The sequence below is a fragment of the Psychrobacter sp. ANT_WB68 genome (assembly GCF_008369115.1).
Classification (GTDB): Bacteria; Pseudomonadota; Gammaproteobacteria; order Pseudomonadales; family Moraxellaceae; genus Psychrobacter.
On the sequence record NZ_VOAZ01000002.1, the window covers coordinates 244,666 to 264,768 of the forward strand.

A 20,103-nucleotide genomic window follows, 5' to 3' on the forward strand; every position below is an offset into this window, starting at 1 on the left:
TAGGTAAACCACCGATATAACGATACATAGCGAAACCAATGATACTAAACTGTCTAAGATAAAGTAGCGATTTAGTAGAAAAGTTGCAGCAGTTTTAAGTAACATTGGGTGTCAAATAAGTAGCACAGTGGACAAAAATATGTAAAATCGCTTGCGCTCCTTATGCGGCCTTGATATAAAGACGTTAACAAAGCGAAACCTGTTTATACGCCAGTCAGGTGGTTTTTATTGCTTAAGTAGTCTGAGAGCGATACAATACTTGGCGTGAGCGTTTTTTTACCCCCTAAAACTTGAAGGAAATTTTATGAATAAGTCAGAATTAATTGATAGCATCGCCGAGAAAAGTGGTCTAAATAAAACTCAAGCTGGTGAAGCTTTGAATGCAGTAATGGAAAGTGTTGGCGAAGCTCTAGAAGCTGGCGATAGCATCTCATTGGTTGGTTTTGGTACTTTCAGCGTAAAAGACCGTAAGGCTCGTACTGGCCGTAACCCTAAAACTGGTGAAGAGCTTAGCATTCCAGCAAGCAAAGTACCAAGCTTCAAAGCGGGTAAAAACTTGAAAGAGCGCTTAAACTAAGCCACTTTATTCAAGCCATTCTATAATAGACAGATGCTCGTTGACGACGTGATACACGAATAAAAGCAGCGTTTGTTGGCAGTAAAGCGATAGATGGCAGCTCATGGCTTAAGGGACCATACTAAGTCACGAGCGATGTAGCAAAAAAGCACCTAGAAATTAGGTGCTTTTTTTAGCGCTATAGTTTGTATTATATAGTGCGAATATTTTGAGTCTGTATCAAAAATCACGTATCATAGGGCGCGCGATAGATGTGTTGTTTAAACAAGGGGTTTTAAAAAACCTTGTCATAAGCCTCATCAATCAGCCTTGTTTTACAACGATAAAATGCACACGTTCTTTTTCTTACCATTGCCTGCTTATACAGCGTTGATATTATTAATAGTATTACAATGGTCTTTCATCAATATAGGTTAATAAAGCAGAGATAACTATGGATAAATTGCGCGATTTCTTAAAAAGTTGGCCGGGTCGCATTTTATTGATTCTATGCCTATCGCCGCTCGCTCTATTGGGTGTCGAAAGTTACTTTGGAGGCGGGGTCGATCCCAACCAAATCGCTCAGGTAGGTGACGCAAGCGTGGGATTGTCCGAGTATCAGACAGCCGTAAATAATCGCCGTAGCGAGCTTTTAGACCAAGTTGATGATGCCAGTTTATTAAATGAAGATGTACTACATGAGCAAGTCTTAAAAGGCTTGATTGATCGTACCTTACTAGAGCAGCAGGCTGGTAAGCTGGGTATGACGGTTTCTGATGACACTATCAATCGTTTGTTGCGCCAAGAAGCAATTTTTAAAGATGCTGAAGGTAACTTTTCTAACGAGCAGTTTTCGAACTTTTTGCGTCAGCGCAACATGACCAAAGATCAGCTGTTTGCAGAGTTTCGTAATCAGTTAAGCCTTGACCAACTTAACGCCAGTATCGTAGGGACAGCGGTTTATCCAATGCAAGCAGTCAGTCAGTTGATTGACTTGCAGCTAGAGTCGCGCAATATTTGGCTGCATCGTTTTAACTGGCAGGATTATGCGGAGCAAGTGAAATTGAGCAAGGGTGACATCCAAGCCTACTATGATGCCAATAAAGACAAACTCAAAAGTGCGGCCATGGTAGATTTGGCATACCTGCAACTGAGTCCGCAAGCGATTGAAGTTAATGAAGTTAGTAAAGAAGATGTGCAGCAGCAATATGAAGCCTATAAGCAAAGTCTTGCCGTGGTTGATGAGCGTAAAATCAGCCAAATTTTGTTAACGGGTAAAGATGCCAAAGCGCGCGCTGACAAGATTAAAGCCCGTCTTGCTAAAGGTGAATCATTTTCTAAGCTAGCCAAAACCGAGTCTGATGATCCATCAGGAGAAACAGGCGGTGCTATCGGACGCTTTAATCCAACAGTATTTGGTAATGATGCACCAGCAGTTGAAAAAGCGCTTGAAGGCTTAAGTGCTGGTGATGTCAGTGCGCCTGTAAAGACCAGCTTTGGCTATCAGATATTTACCGTGACCGAGGATAATGGTAGCAAAATACCTAGTCTAGAAAGCATGCGTGCAGAGCTAACGGCTAAAGCCAAAGAATACAAGCGTCAGGAAATGTATGCGGATAAAGTCACAGCGATTAACGATCTAACGGCAGATGGTTTTAGTATTGAAGACATCGCTCAGCAAGAAAATGTGGCACTGAAACGTATCAAAGATTATCGTAAAGAAAACAATAAATCTGTTTTGGCACAGCCTGCGGTGATTAAGCAAGCGTTTGATGAATTCACGATTCAAGATCAAGCAGTGACAGCAGGTATTGAAGTCGGTAACAGTACGGTATGGGTACAACCCAGTAACTACCGTCCAACGAAGACGCTATCTTTATCAGCGGCGACGCCAAGAATTACGCAGATATTGCGTCAACAAAAAGCCACTGAACTGGCACTAAAAGAGGCGAAAAATCTAGCAGCTGGTATTAAGACGCCTGCTGATATCGGCAAGCAGCCAGTTAAGCTACAAGCTTTGGGTGAAGTGAATCGTCAGACCACGCAATTGACTGAAAAAGAGCGTGGCTTAGCCTTTAGCCAACAAGCGGCAGCAAATGGTATCGTAGCCGTAGCTAGCGAGACTGAGATGGGTGCAACGCTATTGGTAGGTGATCGCATCAAAACAGAGCAGCAATCACCGTTATCTGATGCCCAGAGAGCACAAACTGCCGCCATTATTCGTGATAACTTGGGTCAAGATCAGTTGCAAGATTATCTGGATTATCTGCGTATGGTGTATAAAGTTGAGATTAACGAAGCCAACATGGCCAATGCGCAAGGGCGCTAAGCTACCTGTAACGGATTTATTTTACGCTTTGTATTAATAAACTTTATCAAATCTTAACTAAAAAAAAGCCACTATTGATAGTGGCTTTTTTATGCAATACGATTTTTATTTATTCTTAATGTCTTTGTCTTAACAGTATTATCATAACCGCTGCTTAATGGCGGAAATGACGCATACCAGTGAATACCATGGCGATACCATGCTCATTGGCCGCGGCAATCGTTTCGTCATCACGCATAGAACCACCTGGTTGGATGATAGCAGCAATACCGACTTCGGCAGCGTTATCGATACCATCACGGAACGGGAAGAAGGCATCTGATGCCATTACCGCGCCTTCAGTGGCAAGACCTGCGTGCTCGGCTTTGATAGCGGCGATACGCGCTGAATTTACGCGGCTCATTTGACCGGCACCCACACCGATAGTGCGCTGACCTTTAGCGTAAACGATGGCGTTAGATTTGACATATTTAGCAACGTTCCAGCTAAATAGTAAATCAGCAATCTGTGCTTCGGTTGGTTGTACGTCAGTAACAATTTTTAGGTCATTAGCGGTAATCAAGCCCAAATCTTGCTCTTGCACCAATAAGCCGCCATTGACGCGTTTATAATCAAGCTGGCTTTCACGCTGTTCAGGCGCTGGCAATTCACCGCAAACTAAGACGCGCACGTTTTTCTTGCTCGCAGTCGCCTCGAGAACGCCATCTTCAATACTTGGTGCAATGATAACTTCGACAAATTGATTGTCAATAATGGCTTTGGCAGTAGCAACGGTTAGTGGGCGGTTAAAGGCGATAATGCCACCAAAAGATGACTCAGGGTCAGTACTAAAGGCAGTGCGATAAGCGGCTACTTGATCGCTATCTACTGCGACACCGCAAGGATTGGCATGTTTTACGATCACACAAGCGGGTGCGCTAAAGGCTTTAACGCATTCAAGCGCTGCGTCGGTATCAGCGATGTTGTTATAAGACAGCTCTTTACCTTGCAGTTGCTGTGCGGTTGCAATAGACGCTTGCTTGCTTTTTAGCGCATGATTTTCGACATAAAAAGCAGCGTTTTGATGGGGGTTTTCTCCGTAGCGTAGGTCTTGTACTTTTTCAAGTTGGACGTTAAAGGTACGGGAAAAATGCTCAGGCTCTTGAGTCTCATTCACTCGGCTGCCCAAGAAGTTTGCAATCATACCGTCGTATTGCGCGGTATGCTCAAAGGCTTTAACCGCTAAATCGTAGCGTAGGGCGTGGGTCAGTGTCGTACCTTCACCTAAGGCTTCGAGTACGCGCGTATAATCAGCAGGATCAGTCACAATACCGACATGGGCGTGGTTTTTTGCTGCTGAACGCACCATAGTAGGACCGCCAATATCGATATTTTCGATAGCGTCATTCATGGTCACGTCAGGACGAGCAATGGTTTCTGCAAACGGATAAAGGTTGACGACGACCAAGTCAATACGTTCAATCGCGTGCTCACTCATCACCGCGTCATCGGTACCACGGCGTCCTAAAATGCCCCCATGAATTTTTGGGTGTAGGGTTTTAACACGGCCGTCCATCATTTCAGGAAAACCGGTATAGTCTGATACTTCGGTCACAGCAACGTTGTGCTCTGTCAGCAAGCGATAAGTACCGCCAGTCGATAGTAAGCCAAAACCTGCTTTCAGCAAACCTTGAGCGAATTCAACGATGTTAGATTTATCGGAGACCGATAGTAGCGCAAGTGGGGTTGTACTCATAAGAAAAGTTCCATAAAAAAAGCCTGACGTAAACGTCTGGCAAGGTAATAATGGCAAGCAGTACAGAGCATATCGCGATTGATAAGATCATAAACTTATAGATTTGCCATACATAGCGATTGTGAAAAGTAACTGTTAAAAGTGGCTGTGAAAAATGATAATTAAAAATGACTGAGAAATAAGGGTAGCGCGCATAATGTTGGCGGTATTAAGCAAAAGTATGTGGCATCAATGCTAGCCGTACTACATTAAACCATAGATTTTTAGCTTTTTGCGTAGCGTGCCGCGATTGAGCCCTAAAATTTGCGCACACTTGGTTTGATTGCCTCGGCTCTTTTCAAGCACCACAGACAAGAGTGGTTGCTCTATTTCTTTTAAAATAAGATTATACAAGTCCGTTGGCATCTCATCATCTAACATCGCAAAATACTGCCGCACCACACGTTCCACATGCACCCGTAGAGGTTCATGAGCATGAATGCTGTTGTCTAAAGAAGATTCCACCTCGTGAATTGAGCGAGCGTAGTCTTCTTCATAGTAATTGGTAAGACTCTCGGCATTTTTGTCAAAATGATTGGCATTATACTGTGCATGTGGTGCCATAAGATAATGTCCTTGAGCGTAAATAAAAGCCATAAGGCGTTTAAGGGTTATTATAACAAAGTCATCGCGAATCAGAGCAATAGATTGAGCATTACGATAGCATTGGCGCTACTTATTTCTATCCATTGTTGCCGATTTAAAGCGATTGGCTTAAAGGTTATTGGATAGCATCGTATTTTTGTTAAAGGATGCCATTAATAAAAACTTTCTGTAATAAGAATGGTCTTTAATAAAAGATAAGCCTTAATACATCTTGTGGCTATTAACTGTATTTTTAATAAACGATATCATTAGTAAATAGGCTCGACGCTTACTTTGCTGATTTGAGCATTGGCAACTGGGATAGTGAACAATAGCTGTTTGTGACTTTCCGCGCCTAATTGGTTTTGTGTGCTCAATAAATAATCCTGTGGCGCCGCAATAAACGCGCCGATAAGCGCATTTTCACCATAGACACTGACTCTTACATGAGGAAGTAGTTGTGCTTGTGGGCTTTGATTGTTTAAAGTGACGCTGATATCACTAAATGTGCTTGCAGTCTTAATACGACTGGATTGATGCTGAATATCGCTTGTGCTCAAAGCCGCTAAATTGGCATTAGGGAGACTACAAGCAGCGATGGCACATATTTTTTGCAAGCGTTCTGCATGGGCAGGGTTTTTAACCAAGTTATCTAAGTTGAAAATGACATACTGGGCAAATAGGAGCAGCGTCAATACCAGACAGCCGAGTGTCCATAATAATGTGGCAATCGACCGTCGGGCGCGCTTTGGCGAAAACCTTGTTTGGGTATGTTGCTTTTTAATATGAGCCGCATTGGTGTGGTTTCCATCTTTAATAGAAACACCCATACTCGCCAGCAGTTCTGATAAGTCTGTCTGATTTCTTTCGGTATCTTCACTTTGATTTTGTTCTTTGAGGAGTTTTTCAAGCCATGACTCATCGGCATTGTCATCAACATTGGCATTGATATCATTAGCGGCGGCTGAGCTAAGAGCAACGTGTGCAGCTGATGAATCCTCGTTTAAGAAGGTTTTTGCTAAAGAAGAGTTTTCTACTGGGTTAACAGATAGATGAGAGCTTTTATCTAATGTCTTAGAGTTATTTTTTGCTGAATTAGTGTTTTTATCTTTAATAGCAGTAGGATTGCTATCCGTTGCTTTAGTCAGCCATGCATCCATACTGTCTAATGAACCATATTCTAAATCGTCCTCTTCAAAAGCCTCAATATCCATGTCGTCATGAATCATGTCATCATGAATAAGAATATCCGCTTCTGCTGGCTCTGATGTTGTGTTTGACTTAGCTAAGATTTTTGATTTTGATAAGATGGTAGAAGTTTGCTTATTAACAGGAATATTGGAAGTAGCCGCTGCTTCAGCTTTATTTTCACTTATGATAGCGTCATGAGTGCTTTCTGTATCAGCAGTGACGATAAGATTGCTATTGACCAAAAAACTTTGCTGACAATGCTCGCAGCAAACATTTGCCGTTTTTTGGTCTAACTGAGTTTTTTTGATATTGAAAATAGCATGACAATGAGGGCACTGGGTTTTTATTGGCGTAGTCATAGGGTCGAATCCAAAAAGGTATAAGTATTAATACCGCATAGCCACTCACCAATCGCTGCCAATTATTCTAATGTCATTTTAGATATACTAACCATCACAACCCAGAGGCAACTATAGAGCAGCGTCAAATACACAACATTTAACTGCTCCTCTATCGTAACAGATGTAATTAAATGTTGCTAGCCTGTAAATGTGCCAGATAAACGCTGCCAATGTTGATCTTCTTGCGCGGTGAAAGCATGCTTAGGATCTAGGTCAAAGTAGGGCTGATACGCTTCGGTGACTTGCTCAGTTTGGGATTCAATTAAACCTGCTAATACAATACGACTTTCCGGTGCCATCAAGGTCGCAAAATAAGGCGCTAAGCCAATAAGTGGCTTGGCTAAAATATTGGCGACCATGACATCTACGGGTTTAACATCGTTTTGTTGCCAGTAATTATTGAAGTCTTCTGGCAAGAATGCTTGCAGGCGATCGTCGACCTGATTACGTGCTGCGTTTTGATTGGTCGCAAGGACGGCTTGAGGATCAATATCAACGGCATAAACTTGACGAGCGCCCAATAAAAGCGCGGCAATGCCTAAAATACCTGAGCCACAGCCATAATCAATCACGACTTTATCGGTAAGGTCTTGCTCTGTCAGCCAATCCAGGCAGAGGCGGGTAGTGGCATGGTAGCCGGTACCAAAAGCCAACCCTGGATCCATAATAATATTGGTGGCGTCAGGGTTTGGCGGTGTCAGCCAGTTAGGCACAATCCATAAGTCGTTGGCACACTCGATAGGCTTATAATTGGACATCCATTCACGTTCCCAGTCCTTGTCATCGACAGCGCTAACCCACGTACGGCTAGCTTGCACTTGTGCGCCGATTTCATGGCTTAATTGCTCAATCGCCTGACGATTGCCAGCATCGGTAGTGGCATCGAACAATCCTGTGAGTATGACCTCATCCCATAATGGCGATTCACCAGGAAGTGGCTCAAATAAAGGCTGATCGCCGGCGTCATCTAAAGCGATTGAAAGAGCGCCAGCTTCTAATAACAGTGCTTCAGCGAGATCGACATTGTCTTTTTCACATTGTAAATGCAGTTGTTGCCATGCCATAAGGGTTACCTTTATGTTGAATTAAAAGCGGAGTGATATCTTTTAATATTATTGATTCATCAATAATGTTAATGAGAAATAGCAAAAGAGAAAGATATTGGCAGTTGATAAATCATATGTTTTGCAGAAAATGTCTTAGGGCCAATTTATAAATGCTTATTAAACAACTGTAAATTGGCGCTAATAAATAAGTGAATAACAGACAAGTCGATAATCATTGACTTAATAACAGTCATGATACGCTTAGCGTAGCGCTTGTTTAGCTTCCTTTATCACGCGGGCGTTGCCTTGCGCTTGTCCTGATTGCAAAATAATTTGCCACAGCGCACGGCGGCGACTGCTGTCTTGAGAGACAGTTAAACCACGACGTGCCATTGCTTCAGCCTTACGTGGTTGGTTTTTCTTAAGAGCCACTTGTCCCAAATAAAAATAGACTGCTGATGATTTGGGTGCGAGTCGCTGCGCACGAGTAAAACTGCTTTCAGCGCCATTTAGATTGCCAGCTTTTAATTGCTCTGTACCTACTTGCATCAAATTACGAAAGGCAGGTAAGTTACTGTTATTGGTCGTGCTTTGCTGGCTACGCTGCTGTGAGTTCTGTCGCGCCCGCTCTAATAGCTCATTATGTGGAGGTATCGATGGTTCAGATATCATGTAATCTTCACGAGCAGGTGTGATAATCACAGTATCAGGCTGAGAGACAATCGGACTTTGCGTGGGTGGCGTATATATCGTAGTGGCTTCGGTTAACGGGTTTGTTGCCGTGGTTTGCTCAGGCGGCGTATAAGGCTCAGTAGGATATTCATAGCCATTACTTTCGTAGTTATTGCTTTTAACAATAGGTGCCTGAGTTGCTGTCGTTGGTTGCTTCGCCGTTGGCCGTTTAATCACTGATGATGACGTTTGTGCAGGAGAGGTTTTCACCACCGTTGGCGCCGTCTGGCAGGCACTTAAACTTAGCATGCCGATAAGGGCACTTGCGGTAAGGATAGTATTAATAAACTTAGTCTGTGCTTTAGGCTGGGCAGTGATAGTCTGCTGTATAAATAACGCCATATTTAAACCCCTTTTTTAAGTTTTCAAAACCCTAGAACCATTCAACGGCACGATCATACCAAGTATCAGTACGATTGCTTGACTCACCTTCTTGCCCAGCATTGTTCTCTTCGTTATTGATATCAACGGCTTCGCCATTAGGAATGTCTAAGCCTTCGCGGCGACGCTGCTGATTGATAGAGCCTTGCTGATTTTGCCATTGTATCTGCTCACTGGCACGATCTTGCTGATATAAGCCAATAGCGCAACTGCTGGCTTCTTCTGGTAGATGTGCTGACATAACAGGCAGATAGCGTGCGTTGGCACAGCGCTCATTAGACAGCTTGCCTGAGTTGTTCTCTAGCCACAACCATTCAATACCTTCGGGCTCTGGTAGCGCTACAGGCGTCAGTTTTAGACGATTCATATAATCGACCCAAACTGGTAAAGCACCACTACCACCGCTCAGACCAATGGGTTTATTGTCATCACGACCGACCCAAACCACGCTGACATAGTTACCACTGTAGCCGGCGAACCAAGCATCGCGGTAATCGTTGGTGGTACCCGTCTTACCAGCAAGATTTAAGTTGTTGCCAAGGGATTGCACGCGTCTGGCAGTGCCATTTTTGACCACATCTTGCAAAGCATAATTAATCAAAAAGTTGGTTTCAGGCGGGATACTGCGCTGAGTATTTAACCCTGTACGCTGTAAGATGCGCCCACGATCATCAATCACGCTACGGATACTATGAATAGGGGTGCGGAAACCACCGGTAGCAAACACTTGGTAGACGCCGAGCATATCCATCGGACTAAGATTAACTGAGCCTAACAAAGCGGAAGGATAGGGCGGGATTTTCTCTTTGATACCCATACGCTGCAACTGCTTGGCAAAAGTGTTAACACCAAATTCCATACCCAAACGTACCGCGCTATGATTATAAGATTGCGACAAAGCAGTGGTAAATGGCACATAACCATGGTCACGATTGTCGTAGTTTTTAGGATTCCACTCAGTACCGTCGCTGAGATTCACCGTAATCGGCGAATCATCAACCGAGCTTGCCAAATTATAGCGTCCGCTTTCAAGCGCCGTCATATAGATAATAGGTTTTAGTAATGAACCGACTTGTCGTTTGGCGTCGACAGCACGGTTAAAGCCAGTAAATTCACTGCCACTACCGACCACTGAGACCAGCTCGCCCGTTTCAGGATTGGCACTGACTAAAGCGCCTTGTAAATCCTTAGTCTTGCTACCTTTACGGCGCAGCTCACCGAGTTTTATCTGGACGGCTTTGTCCGCTGCTAACTGCGCAATAGGATCTAAGGTACTGATAATAATCAGACCTTCGTTTTTAAGGTCATCAGAGTAATATACTTTGTTCAGCTCGCGCTTGACGATATCTAAGAAGTCAGGGAACTGGCTTTTCCCTTCAACCGGTTTATCCACCACACCAAGTGGCTTCTCGATAGCCTTGTCATATTCTTCTTGGCTAATCTTACCTACGGCTAGCATATTATTAAGTACCGTGTTGCGACGCGCTTTTGAGTCGTTTGGATGGCGGCGTGGATTATAAACGCTCGGTCCTTTTGCCATACCGACCAGCAGTGCTTGTTGGTCTAAACGCAGCTCTTTGAGTGGTTTATCAAAGTAAAACTGCGATGCTAAACCAAAACCATTAATAGAGCGGTTGCCATTTTGACCCAAGTAAATCTCATTGAGATAGGTTTGCAGGATTTCATCTTTACTATAATGCAGCTCAAGTAAGACCGCCATCAAAGCTTCATTGGCTTTACGTTTCATCGTACGGTCTGAATTCAGATAAAAGTTCTTAATCAGCTGCTGAGTGATGGTCGAGCCGCCTTGCCTAGAACCGCCAGTAAAGTTGTTTAATACAGCACGGGCAATACCACGTATTGATACGCCTTTATGCTCATAAAAACCACGATCTTCTGTAGCGATGAGCGCGTCAATCAGCGGCTGCGGCACTTGATCTAGCGACACCACCATACGATCTTCGTTACTGTCAGGATAAATGCCGCCGATATTAACGGGCTCAAGACGGATGATGCCGGTTTTGGCCGGTTGGGTACTTTGGACCGACTCAATCTTATTGCCAGCAATCGTCATTTTAATGACTTGTTCTTTGTCCACATCATTGGCGCTATAAGTAAAGCCGCGCGTATGGATAAAGTAGGTGTTACCAGATTGATGATACGTACCCGTACGATCGTAAGCTTTATTGCTTTGATAATTGAGCAGCTTAAGCCACGTCTTCATCGTGTCTTTATCGACGTTAGCCCCTTGATAGAGCTCGAGAGGCTGCGAATAAACTTTGGCAGGAATATCCCAGCGTTTACCCTCAAATTTATGGGTAATAGTGCGGTCAAGTTTGATCAGATATAGCGCTAATAGCACCATACCAGCGATAATGACAATTAATAAAATACTACTAAACACCATGCCGCGCTGCTGTGAAGGTAGCGTGTTTATAGCAGGCTTAGAGGACTGTGGCTGCTTAGAATTAGATTTTTGCACTGATAACACACCATTCTAGGATAAAAAACTGCCTCATAATGACGCAAATTGACAAATTTTTCAATCTATCATCGTCAACGTACGCATTCATTGAGTGTTTATTAGATATTTATTACATGTGGTTTAGAGGGGGCGAGAGAGTGAAAGGAAGGGTTATGCTGCTTACCGCGCCTGCTTATAGTATAATGTTTATCTTAATATTCGGGTATATGTTAATAGGGTTTTACTCGAGCATCGGGCACTTTTAATAGGGTTTGTTGATACCATATAAGTCTTATTAAAAGTAGTCACTAAGCCAGTAATTTGCCACTGATGCTACTTAAAGCAGTGACATCATACTTTCCCCACCATTTGCTTCAGGATGCTTTTTTATCAATGCTATCAAGGAGCCGTTGATTTTTTTATTAGGTATTTTGTTTGTGCCAGTCATGCCAATCTCTATGCAAAGTAGCTGTGTCAAAAAGCAGTAATATTAAATATTAGCGGTGTTAAACAGAGACCATGTTAAACAGCTTTTTTACATAGGGATTGATTCTATTTGATCATAGCAAGTTTACTAAAAGCCCATCGCTCATAAGTAAACCTGTCGAAAGGAAATAAGCGCGATTATGTCCAGTGTTCCCTCACCAATGCCATCAACCAGCAACCGTTATTATCAAGACAACTCAATTACTGAGGGTCTGGTGCTGCCGCTTGCTGGTCACTGTTTTCATTGCGGTGATCCTGTGCCGCAGCCGCCGTTTCATACTGAGATATTGGGTCAGTCACGTGAGATGTGCTGTATGGGCTGTCAGTTGGCCTCGCAAAGTATCGTCGAAGCGGGTCTTGAGCAATATTATCTCGACCGCTCGGAGATTAACCGTACGGCAAGCTTACCCACGCAGCTGACTCGCCTCGAAGCTTATGATCACGATGAGATAAAATCACAGTTTGTCTATGCGCAAGATGGCATGTCGGTAGCCGAGCTGTCGGTGAATAACCTGCGCTGTGCCGCTTGTACGTGGCTGATTGAATCGCGTTTAGATGAGTTAGATGGCATCAGTCAATGTCAGGTCAATTTAACCAATCAGCGTATGCGGGTAATTTGGGACGAAGATAAGCTGCCGATTAGTCGCATTTTGGGCGTTATCAATGAGATTGGCTACGAAGCCAAGCCTTATCGGCAAGATACGCACGAAGCCATGCTGGCACGTCATAACAGTCAGATGCTATTGCGTCTTGGTATCGCTGCGCTCGGCTCGATGCAGGCAATGATGTATGCTGTCGCGATTTATTTTGGTGAATATAGCGACATGCTGATTTTTCAGCGTGATTTTTTGCGTTGGGTATCTTTGTTTGTGAGTACGCCGGTGTTCTTTTATGCAGGTATTCCGTTTTTTACCTCAGCATGGTCAGCGATTCGTGCCCGTCAAGTCAATATGGATGTGCCGGTTAGTATTGCCTTAGTGGTGACTTTCTTTGCCAGTCTTTACGCCACCATTACTGGGCAAGGGGAGACGTACTATGATTCAGTCAGTATGTTTATTTTCTTCTTATTGGCTGGGCGCTATATTGAGCATAATGCGCGCTTAAAAGCAGCCACCATGGCCAATGATTTGGTGGTAGTCGAGCCTGTCTTGGTACAAAAAATTGCTGAAGATAAAGATGCGGCTGAGCGTATCTTGGAGCAGCTAGCGCAAAATGCGCTTAAGGAAACTGCGCTTGATAAGGAATCTGAACAATTTACCAATCCAAATAGTAATTTAGCGGTTGATGAGACAAGCATAGTATCAAAATCGATGCCCGACTTTATGCAAAGCATGGATGTCAATATCCAGCAATTGACATCACGCGTCGCCCAAGACTGGCAGCAATCAAATAATACGCCCACGAGTCTCTCAAAAACGGAATATACGCTAAACAATAAGCCAAAAGACAAGCAGATGGTGACTGCGCATAGCTTGCAGGTGGGTGACATCATCATGGTGGAGGCAGGTTCTGAGATTATCAGTGATGGTATCCTGCTCAGCCCAACCGCTACCGTTTCGCAAAGCTTGTTAACAGGCGAAGGTGACTTAATCCTTAAAGCCCAAGGCGATTATATCGTTGGCGGCGCACAAAATGACAGTCAGCCATTCGAGATGTTAGTGACGGCATTGCCAGAAGACAGTCAAATAGGGTTGATTGACAGGCTAATGAACCGTGCCATGAGCGAGAAGCCGAAACTGGCCCAGCAAGCGGATAAGCTGGCGCGTTGGTTTGTGGCGCGGATTTTAGTATTGTCAGCCTTGGTATTTATCGGCTGGTATATCGTTGACCCGAGCCAAGCGATTTGGGCGACAGTTGCGGTATTGGTAGCGACTTGTCCTTGTGCGCTGTCTTTAGCGACACCGATTGCGCTGACGGTGGCGACCAATCGACTGGCAAGTTATGGCTTTTTGACCACGCGTGGGCACACTTTACAAACCCTCGCTGAGATTACCCATGTAGCATTTGATAAGACGGGTACGCTGACTTACGGTAAGCCTAATTTATTAAATATCGAACTAATGGCAAGCAATGATGCGACAACAGATACAAACGATGCTAGTGATAAAAAAAACCATCTATTAGCCATTGCCGCAGCGCTTGAAGTAGGCAGTCGTCATCCGATTGCTCATGCGCTGCTTACCGCTGCTTATCAATTGCACCTGCCAGCCACGCAAGCGTTAAAGCATTATCCGGCAGGAGGGGTGGAAGCGATGATTGATGGCATGTTATATCGCATTGGCCATGTAGATTTTGCTTTAGATAGAACGAATAATAATGCCAATGCGGATAACGATTTAACGATTGATTTAATTGCTCATCGTGCCAGCTCAGCGGTGGTATTGTCTCGTCAAAATAGTCAGTCAAATGCATGGCAAGCGCTGGCCTGTTTTTACTTTAACGATAAGGTGCGTGATAGTGCGCCGTCTATGCTTAACGCCCTAAAAGAGCTCGGTATTGAGCCTGTGATGCTCACAGGAGATCCAAGTCCGCAAGCACTGGTGCTGGCTGAGGATTTAGGGATAAAGGCAGCCTATAACGGCTTGTCACCCACCGATAAAGTCAATCATATTCAGGCGCTGCAAGCCAAAGGCGCAGTCGTGCTGATGGTCGGTGATGGTATTAATGATGCGCCGGTATTGGCAGCAGCCGATGTTTCAACATCGATAGCGGGCGCAGCAGATTTGGCGCAAGTATCGAGTGACAGTATCATCCTAAATGGACAGATTGAAGCTATTACTGCGGCGAAACGTATCGCTGATAAAACCAAACGTATTATTAAGCAAAACTTGCGCTGGGCACTCATCTATAACAGTAGTGTGTTGATACCTGCAGCTTTAGGCTACGTGCCACCTTGGCTTGCTGCTATTGGTATGTCATTGAGCTCATTGTTTGTGGTATTAAATGCGCTGCGCCTAAAACGTGGCTAGTTTAAAGCCATTTGAATATATCTTTGAAAATTGCCCAAAAAAAACCGTCTCTATAAAAGACGGTTTTTATTTTGACTGATTGCTAAACGTTTTTTAAGTTAGTCTTGTAGATAGCTTAGCAAACGCATGAATTCGATATACATCCACACCAGTGTGGCAAGGATACCAATACTAAACAACCATTCGTAGTCTTCTGACACGCCCATCGCTACGCCACGATCGATGTTATCAAAGTCTAACAACAGGGTAAAAGACGCGATAACAATCACAAATAAGCTAAAGCCGATAGCGATAGCGCCACCTTCAAATAAGAAAGGTAGGCTTGAACCAAAAGCTAAAGATAGCACCCACTGCGCCACATAAACCAGCATGATAGCAATCAATGCTGAAGTAACAATCGAGCGGAATTTTTCAGTCACTTTAACCAAACCTGAGCGGTATAGTCCTAGCATCACGGCTGCCGTGACAAAGGTCGCACACATCGCAGTGACAGGAACGCTTGGGTACATGCGCATAAAGAATAGCGAGATGCCGCCTAAAAATATACCTTCCAATAAGGCATAAGGCACCGCAAAGGTTTTGGCTTTTTGCGGTTTAAAGGTGATAAAAATAGCTAAACCGAAGGCAGCAAACATACTACCAAAAGCTGCCATGGTGATAAAACCTTGCGATAAGCCTGCCATCAAGGCATAAAAGAAAAATCCAATACCAGTAATGGCCGATAGCCCAAGCAATAAACTAGTTTTTTGAATCACGCCCTTCACCGTCATTGGCGCGCCGCCAATAGCAAGCTCTGCGCGACTGACAATAGGATTGGCCATAAAAATATCCTCAATAAAATATAAATAATTTAGATGTTAGCTACTTTAGCAAAACCGCTATTATTGTCAACTGTGTTTGCGTGACAGCATACAAGGCTCTCAGCGACTATTGCGCCACTTATGAACCAATATGCATAGAAAAAGTTTGCGTAATTTGCGTCAGTGGTAGCTAAACAAACTCGCCTAAAAGTGGCGTATGATAGAAGTTATATGGGGCCAATTACGACAGTTAACAACGAAAATTGATAAACATGCTAGTCTAAGCACTGATTTCTCGTTATCATTGCCCTGTAATTTACCGTTAAGCCGAGTCGTTTTATGGAAAACTCAGCGCAGTCCGCACGATTGCCGCATTTACATGAATCAGAGCTGTTCCACGCTATCAAAAATCCTGCTTTCAGGCGTATTGGTCTGATGGGCCGTGCGGGAAAACGTAGCGTCACCCAAACTTTGGTGCAGATTGCCCAAACCATCAATGATATGAATTTAACATTGATTATGGATGTGCAAACGGCCAATTTACCGACATTAAATCTTACTGAGATTGAGGTAGTCAAAATCGTCAAGCGTAGCTTGATTGGCGAGATTTGTGACTTGGTCATTGTCGTCGGTGGTGATGGCTCAATCTTGCATGCCGCTGAGGCACTGGCGCGCTATCGAGTGCCTGTTTTAGGCGTCAACCGTGGTCGTCTGGGATTTTTAGCCGATGTGAAGCCTGATGAAGCCGCCTTTAAGTTACGCCAAGTATTGATGGGTAATTATCAGTTAGATCACAGGTTTTTGCTCACCATGGAGATTCGTGAAGGCCGCAAGATTATCCACGAAGATATGGCGCTCAACGATGTGGTGCTGCATGCCGGTAAATCAGTGCATATGATTGATTTTCAGATGAAAATCGACGGCCATGATGTCTATCGTCAGCATAGTGATGGTCTCATTGTGGCGACACCAACGGGTTCGACTGCTTATGCGCTCTCTGGCGGTGGTCCTATCATTCATCCAAGTATGGATGCGATCTGTTTGGTGCCCATGCATCCGCATACCTTGTCTAGTCGACCGATTGTGGTCAGCGGTACGAGCGAGATCTGTATTCGTATTCATAAGGACAATCGCACTCAACCGCAGGTGAGCGCCGATGGCAAGCCCAGCATACCGCTTGACCAAGAGCAACGCCTTTATATTCGCAAGCATCCTGATAAGTTAACCTTGTTACATCCACCTGGGTTTGATTTTTATGAGGCCTGCCGAACCAAGTTACACTGGAACGTGCATGCCGAAGAATTCAGTATGGATGTTGATGATGATATTATAGAAGAATAAGGGCATCGATTATATAAAGCCTATTAGATAACGATTTTATATAAAATATAGTAGTGGAGAGTAGGTAAGATGGACAAACAAACGATATTAGCAAGTGTCACACCAGAAGTGGTCGATAAATTCCGTTTAGCGATTGAGATAGGTAAATGGCCAGATGGTCGTAAGCTCACGCCTGAGCAGCGCGAAACTTGTATGCAAGCAGTGATGGTTTGGGAGCACGAGCATCTACCGCCAGCTGAGCGTACCGGTTATATTCATAAACCCGTAAAAGACGATGGCTCTATTGTGGGTGCTGAGTGTGATGTCGAACATGAACATCACTACCCTAATATGCCCAATCCTAAAGGGGCGGTCCAGCCTGTTAAATTCCGCGATAAGTAAGTTGATGATTAAATTTTATAATAAAAAATATTGATACATAGAAAAAGCCACGCTATCATTATAGCGTGGCTTTTTTATGTATCAATATTGCATTGCCACATCACTATAGCGCGCTGGTATCGACACTTGGACGTGGCGTTAATGGATTTTTTTCCATCAAAAACCCTTGCCAACCCCAATGTAAAAAGTTACGGATATTGGCATGGTCCGTACCCTTAGGGGTCGCTTGAACCTTAGCATAATGCTCACCGAACAGCTTTAGGGTGTCTAATTGATTTAAGCCATGGTGCTTAGCAAAGCCAAAAATCTTAGCGCTGCCTTCGTTTTCGCCAGCCGCATTATGCTGCATGCCATTCACAAAAGGCGCGGGTGCATAACGATAAAAATCATCAATAAAGCTGATGACATCATTGAATCCAATGGCTTTTTTGTTCAAACCATTAAGTAGAGCCGATACATCTGATTGGCGAATACTCATAAATACATGACCTCAGAGCAGATTAAAAAGCAAAAATAGGGTGCTTAATTTATGCTCAATGATTATTGATAGTTAGATAGTAAGCAACAACTTAGCGATTGAAATAGTCTTCGTCATCGAATGAAGGCGCAAAACTACCTTGTTCAAGATGTTGCATTTGCGATTGTACCGTGCGCTCATGCTGAATACGCTGATAAATCTCTTCGCGGTGTACGGCAATATCTTTTGGTGCATTCACACCAATTCGTACTTGATTGCCTTTGACACCTAGGACAGTCACACTGACCTCGTCGCCAATCATTAGCGTTTCGCCCACGCGGCGTGTCAAAATTAACATGCGTCACACTCCTTATGTCGCATCAACAGATTATTACTCATCAGATTGCGTCTCAATTACAGGACATCACCGCAGCACTAAATAGGCAAGGTATTTATTATAAAAACAATGCTTAAGGTTGTGCCAATAGCGGTAATGATAGGTAGATTCATTTAGCCCAAATGAAAGCCCCATTATAGGGGGCATAACAGATACTGTCACGGGTTTTCACAAAACTATTAGGTATATACTTACCTGAGCAATAGTAATAAAAGAAAATAGAGCCTAAAAAGACTCTATTTAATTAAAATTTTGCTAAAAATAATCAATCGCTATTGCTTAATAACTATAAAACCAGCTTGAGGTTTTATTAATGCGCTAACGTTTATAATGTATAAACGCTTGCCATTAAATATTATAGCCCAGCAATTTTGCTGTCACCGTCTTCACGGTCAAGCCCAAAAGCAGTATGTAGAGATTTAACCGCTTTTTCTAAATGCTGTTCTTGGATAAGAACCGATACTTTGATTTCACTAGTCGATATCATTTGGATATTGATATTATTTTCTGCCAACGTTTGGAACATAAGGCTAGCAACACCGGCGTGCGAGCGCATGCCAACGCCAACTAATGAGACTTTGACGACTTCGTTGTTAGCCAATATCTCTTTAGCGCCGATCTCATCTTTAACTTCGTTTTCTAGCACTTTCATGGTTTTATCCATGTCAGAACGGTTGACGGTAAAGGTAAAGTCTGTAGTGCCATTGGTCGATAAGTTTTGTACGATCATATCGATTTCGATATTGGCGCGACCGATAGGGCTTAGGATGGCAGAGGCGATACCAGGGTGATCAGGTACACCGCGTACTACGATCTTTGCTTCGTCGCGATTAAAAGCGATACCTGAGATGATTGCCTGTTCCATATTGTCTCCTTCGTCTATCGTAATTAGGGTGCCGACATTGTCTTGAAAGTCTTGGTCGAAGCTACCATCGTTGTTTTCATCAAAGCTAGATAGTACGCGCAGTGGTACGCCGTATTTGCCAGCAAATTCTACTGAGCGAATTTGTAAAATCTTAGAGCCAAGGCTTGCCATCTCCAGCATTTCTTCAAAGGTAATTTTTTCAAGTTTTTTGGCTTTTGAGGTCACGCGTGGGTCAGTGGTATAGACGCCATCGACATCGGTATAGATTTGGCATTCATCAGCGCCTAGCGCTGCAGCAATGGCCACACCAGTAGTATCCGAGCCGCCGCGTCCTAAGGTCGTCGCATTGCCTTCTTCATCGATACCTTGGAAACCTGCGACGATAACGACGTTACCGGCATCTAGTTGCTCACGGATGTTTTTGTCATCGATGCTCTCGATACGCGCTTTATTGTGGGCGCTATCGGTTTTAATGGCGACCTGACGACCCGTAAATGAACGTGCGCCAATACCCAGCTCTTTAATCGCCATCGCAAGTAAAGAGATAGAAACCTGTTCGCCCGTTGAGACCATTTGGTCATATTCGCGTGGGTCAGGCTGGCTGCTGATTTGGCGCGCTAAATCGATCAAACGGTTGGTTTCGCCGCTCATGGCAGACACCACCACGATCACTTGATGACCATTGTCATGCCAGCGTTTGACTCGTTTGGCGACATTTTTGATGCGGTCGATACTGCCCATCGAGGTGCCGCCGTATTTCTGTACTATTAACGCCATAAAAATCTACCTATTATTCACTAATGGCCATCTGTTAATTATCGACATCAATCCGTCATGCCACTATTTATAAATTCAATTTACAAATTCAGTGTGAGATTAATTTTAATAACGATAGAGCCGGATTATAAAAATGCGCCCTGTATTTACATCTCTGATGTTTTAATCTTC

Annotated in this window: 14 protein-coding genes and 1 pseudogene; 5 read left to right on the plus strand and 10 right to left on the minus strand. The window is 43.8% G+C overall.

Annotated elements, in window-relative coordinates; all coding sequences use genetic code 11:
* The first annotated feature begins 304 nt into the window (after window positions 1-304).
* Both FQ084_RS06195 and FQ084_RS06200 read left to right on the plus strand, forming a co-directional pair.
* Window positions 305-577, plus strand: coding sequence for an HU family DNA-binding protein (locus tag FQ084_RS06195; RefSeq protein WP_068404475.1), 273 nt, complete (start codon window positions 305-307; stop codon window positions 575-577).
* Window positions 578-1,010: 433 nt separating this feature from the next.
* The gene (locus tag FQ084_RS06200) at window positions 1,011-2,885 is read left to right on the plus strand and encodes a SurA N-terminal domain-containing protein (protein ID WP_149489774.1); all 1,875 of its coding nucleotides are present in this window, start codon (window positions 1,011-1,013) and stop codon (window positions 2,883-2,885) included.
* A gap of 154 nt (window positions 2,886-3,039) precedes the next feature.
* On the opposite strand, the gene purH is transcribed toward FQ084_RS06200, so the two are convergent.
* From purH to mrcB, 6 genes are all read right to left on the minus strand, one after another.
* Window positions 3,040-4,620: a bifunctional phosphoribosylaminoimidazolecarboxamide formyltransferase/IMP cyclohydrolase gene (gene purH, locus FQ084_RS06205; protein ID WP_149489775.1), complete on the minus strand. Its 1,581-nt coding sequence runs from the start codon at window positions 4,618-4,620 to the stop codon at window positions 3,040-3,042.
* A gap of 243 nt (window positions 4,621-4,863) precedes the next feature.
* A complete protein-coding gene (gene fis, locus FQ084_RS06210; RefSeq protein WP_316620108.1) occupies window positions 4,864-5,256 on the minus strand; it encodes a DNA-binding transcriptional regulator Fis in 393 nt (130 codons plus the stop codon).
* 257 nt (window positions 5,257-5,513) lie between these two features.
* Window positions 5,514-6,794 (minus strand): DUF3426 domain-containing protein, encoded by a 1,281-nt coding sequence (locus FQ084_RS06215; protein ID WP_149489777.1) that lies wholly within the window; start codon window positions 6,792-6,794, stop codon window positions 5,514-5,516.
* A gap of 179 nt (window positions 6,795-6,973) precedes the next feature.
* Window positions 6,974-7,900 carry a 50S ribosomal protein L11 methyltransferase gene (gene prmA / locus FQ084_RS06220; RefSeq protein WP_149489778.1) on the minus strand — a complete coding sequence of 309 codons (927 nt, stop codon included), beginning with the start codon at window positions 7,898-7,900 and terminating at the stop codon, window positions 6,974-6,976.
* Window positions 7,901-8,143: 243 nt separating this feature from the next.
* Window positions 8,144-8,956 carry a tetratricopeptide repeat protein gene (locus FQ084_RS06225; RefSeq protein ID WP_149489779.1) on the minus strand — a complete coding sequence of 271 codons (813 nt, stop codon included), beginning with the start codon at window positions 8,954-8,956 and terminating at the stop codon, window positions 8,144-8,146.
* A gap of 31 nt (window positions 8,957-8,987) precedes the next feature.
* On the minus strand, window positions 8,988-11,477 hold the full coding sequence (mrcB, locus tag FQ084_RS06230) for a penicillin-binding protein 1B (protein WP_149489780.1): 2,490 nt from the start codon (window positions 11,475-11,477) through the stop codon (window positions 8,988-8,990).
* A gap of 608 nt (window positions 11,478-12,085) precedes the next feature.
* Here mrcB and FQ084_RS06235 point away from each other — a divergent pair.
* The gene (locus tag FQ084_RS06235; RefSeq protein ID WP_149489781.1) at window positions 12,086-14,914 is read left to right on the plus strand and encodes a heavy metal translocating P-type ATPase; all 2,829 of its coding nucleotides are present in this window, start codon (window positions 12,086-12,088) and stop codon (window positions 14,912-14,914) included.
* A gap of 98 nt (window positions 14,915-15,012) precedes the next feature.
* On the opposite strand, the gene FQ084_RS06240 is transcribed toward FQ084_RS06235, so the two are convergent.
* A complete protein-coding gene (locus FQ084_RS06240) occupies window positions 15,013-15,735 on the minus strand; it encodes a Bax inhibitor-1/YccA family protein (protein WP_149489782.1) in 723 nt (240 codons plus the stop codon).
* A 318-nt stretch (window positions 15,736-16,053) separates the two neighbouring features.
* On the opposite strand from FQ084_RS06240, the gene FQ084_RS06245 reads away from it, so the two are divergent.
* Together FQ084_RS06245 and FQ084_RS06250 are read left to right on the plus strand one after the other, a co-directional pair.
* On the plus strand, window positions 16,054-17,055 hold the full coding sequence (locus FQ084_RS06245; protein WP_149489783.1) for an NAD(+) kinase: 1,002 nt from the start codon (window positions 16,054-16,056) through the stop codon (window positions 17,053-17,055).
* A 69-nt stretch (window positions 17,056-17,124) separates the two neighbouring features.
* Window positions 17,125-17,436, plus strand: coding sequence for a YeaC family protein (locus tag FQ084_RS06250; RefSeq protein WP_149489784.1), 312 nt, complete (start codon window positions 17,125-17,127; stop codon window positions 17,434-17,436).
* A gap of 103 nt (window positions 17,437-17,539) precedes the next feature.
* Here FQ084_RS06250 and FQ084_RS06255 read toward each other — a convergent pair whose 3' ends face one another.
* The 3 genes and pseudogenes from FQ084_RS06255 to FQ084_RS06265 form a co-directional block, all read right to left on the minus strand.
* Entirely contained in the window at window positions 17,540-17,914 is a 375-nt protein-coding gene (locus FQ084_RS06255) for a HopJ type III effector protein (RefSeq protein ID WP_149489785.1), read from the minus strand.
* 169 nt (window positions 17,915-18,083) lie between these two features.
* Window positions 18,084-18,251 (minus strand): annotated as a pseudogene (csrA, locus tag FQ084_RS06260) (carbon storage regulator CsrA); the annotation flags it as partial.
* Between the two features lie 394 nt (window positions 18,252-18,645).
* Window positions 18,646-19,932: an aspartate kinase gene (locus FQ084_RS06265; RefSeq protein WP_149489786.1), complete on the minus strand. Its 1,287-nt coding sequence runs from the start codon at window positions 19,930-19,932 to the stop codon at window positions 18,646-18,648.
* Between the last annotated feature and the right edge of the window lie 171 nt (window positions 19,933-20,103).

Bases quoted from the DNA above. Each gene is read 5' to 3' on its own strand.
- FQ084_RS06195 (WP_068404475.1), top strand. From the start codon at position 305: ATGAATAAGTCAGAATTAATTGATAGCATCGCCGAGAAAAGTGGTCTA.
- FQ084_RS06200 (WP_149489774.1), top strand. From the start codon at position 1,011: ATGGATAAATTGCGCGATTTCTTAAAAAGTTGGCCGGGTCGCATTTTA.
- purH (WP_149489775.1), bottom strand. From the start codon at position 4,620: ATGAGTACAACCCCACTTGCGCTACTATCGGTCTCCGATAAATCTAAC.
- fis (WP_316620108.1), bottom strand. From the start codon at position 5,256: ATGGCTTTTATTTACGCTCAAGGACATTATCTTATGGCACCACATGCA.
- FQ084_RS06215 (WP_149489777.1), bottom strand. From the start codon at position 6,794: ATGACTACGCCAATAAAAACCCAGTGCCCTCATTGTCATGCTATTTTC.
- prmA (WP_149489778.1), bottom strand. From the start codon at position 7,900: ATGGCATGGCAACAACTGCATTTACAATGTGAAAAAGACAATGTCGAT.
- FQ084_RS06225 (WP_149489779.1), bottom strand. From the start codon at position 8,956: ATGGCGTTATTTATACAGCAGACTATCACTGCCCAGCCTAAAGCACAG.
- FQ084_RS06235 (WP_149489781.1), top strand. From the start codon at position 12,086: ATGTCCAGTGTTCCCTCACCAATGCCATCAACCAGCAACCGTTATTAT.
- FQ084_RS06240 (WP_149489782.1), bottom strand. From the start codon at position 15,735: ATGGCCAATCCTATTGTCAGTCGCGCAGAGCTTGCTATTGGCGGCGCG.
- FQ084_RS06245 (WP_149489783.1), top strand. From the start codon at position 16,054: ATGGAAAACTCAGCGCAGTCCGCACGATTGCCGCATTTACATGAATCA.
- FQ084_RS06250 (WP_149489784.1), top strand. From the start codon at position 17,125: ATGGACAAACAAACGATATTAGCAAGTGTCACACCAGAAGTGGTCGAT.
- FQ084_RS06255 (WP_149489785.1), bottom strand. From the start codon at position 17,914: ATGAGTATTCGCCAATCAGATGTATCGGCTCTACTTAATGGTTTGAAC.
- FQ084_RS06265 (WP_149489786.1), bottom strand. From the start codon at position 19,932: ATGGCGTTAATAGTACAGAAATACGGCGGCACCTCGATGGGCAGTATC.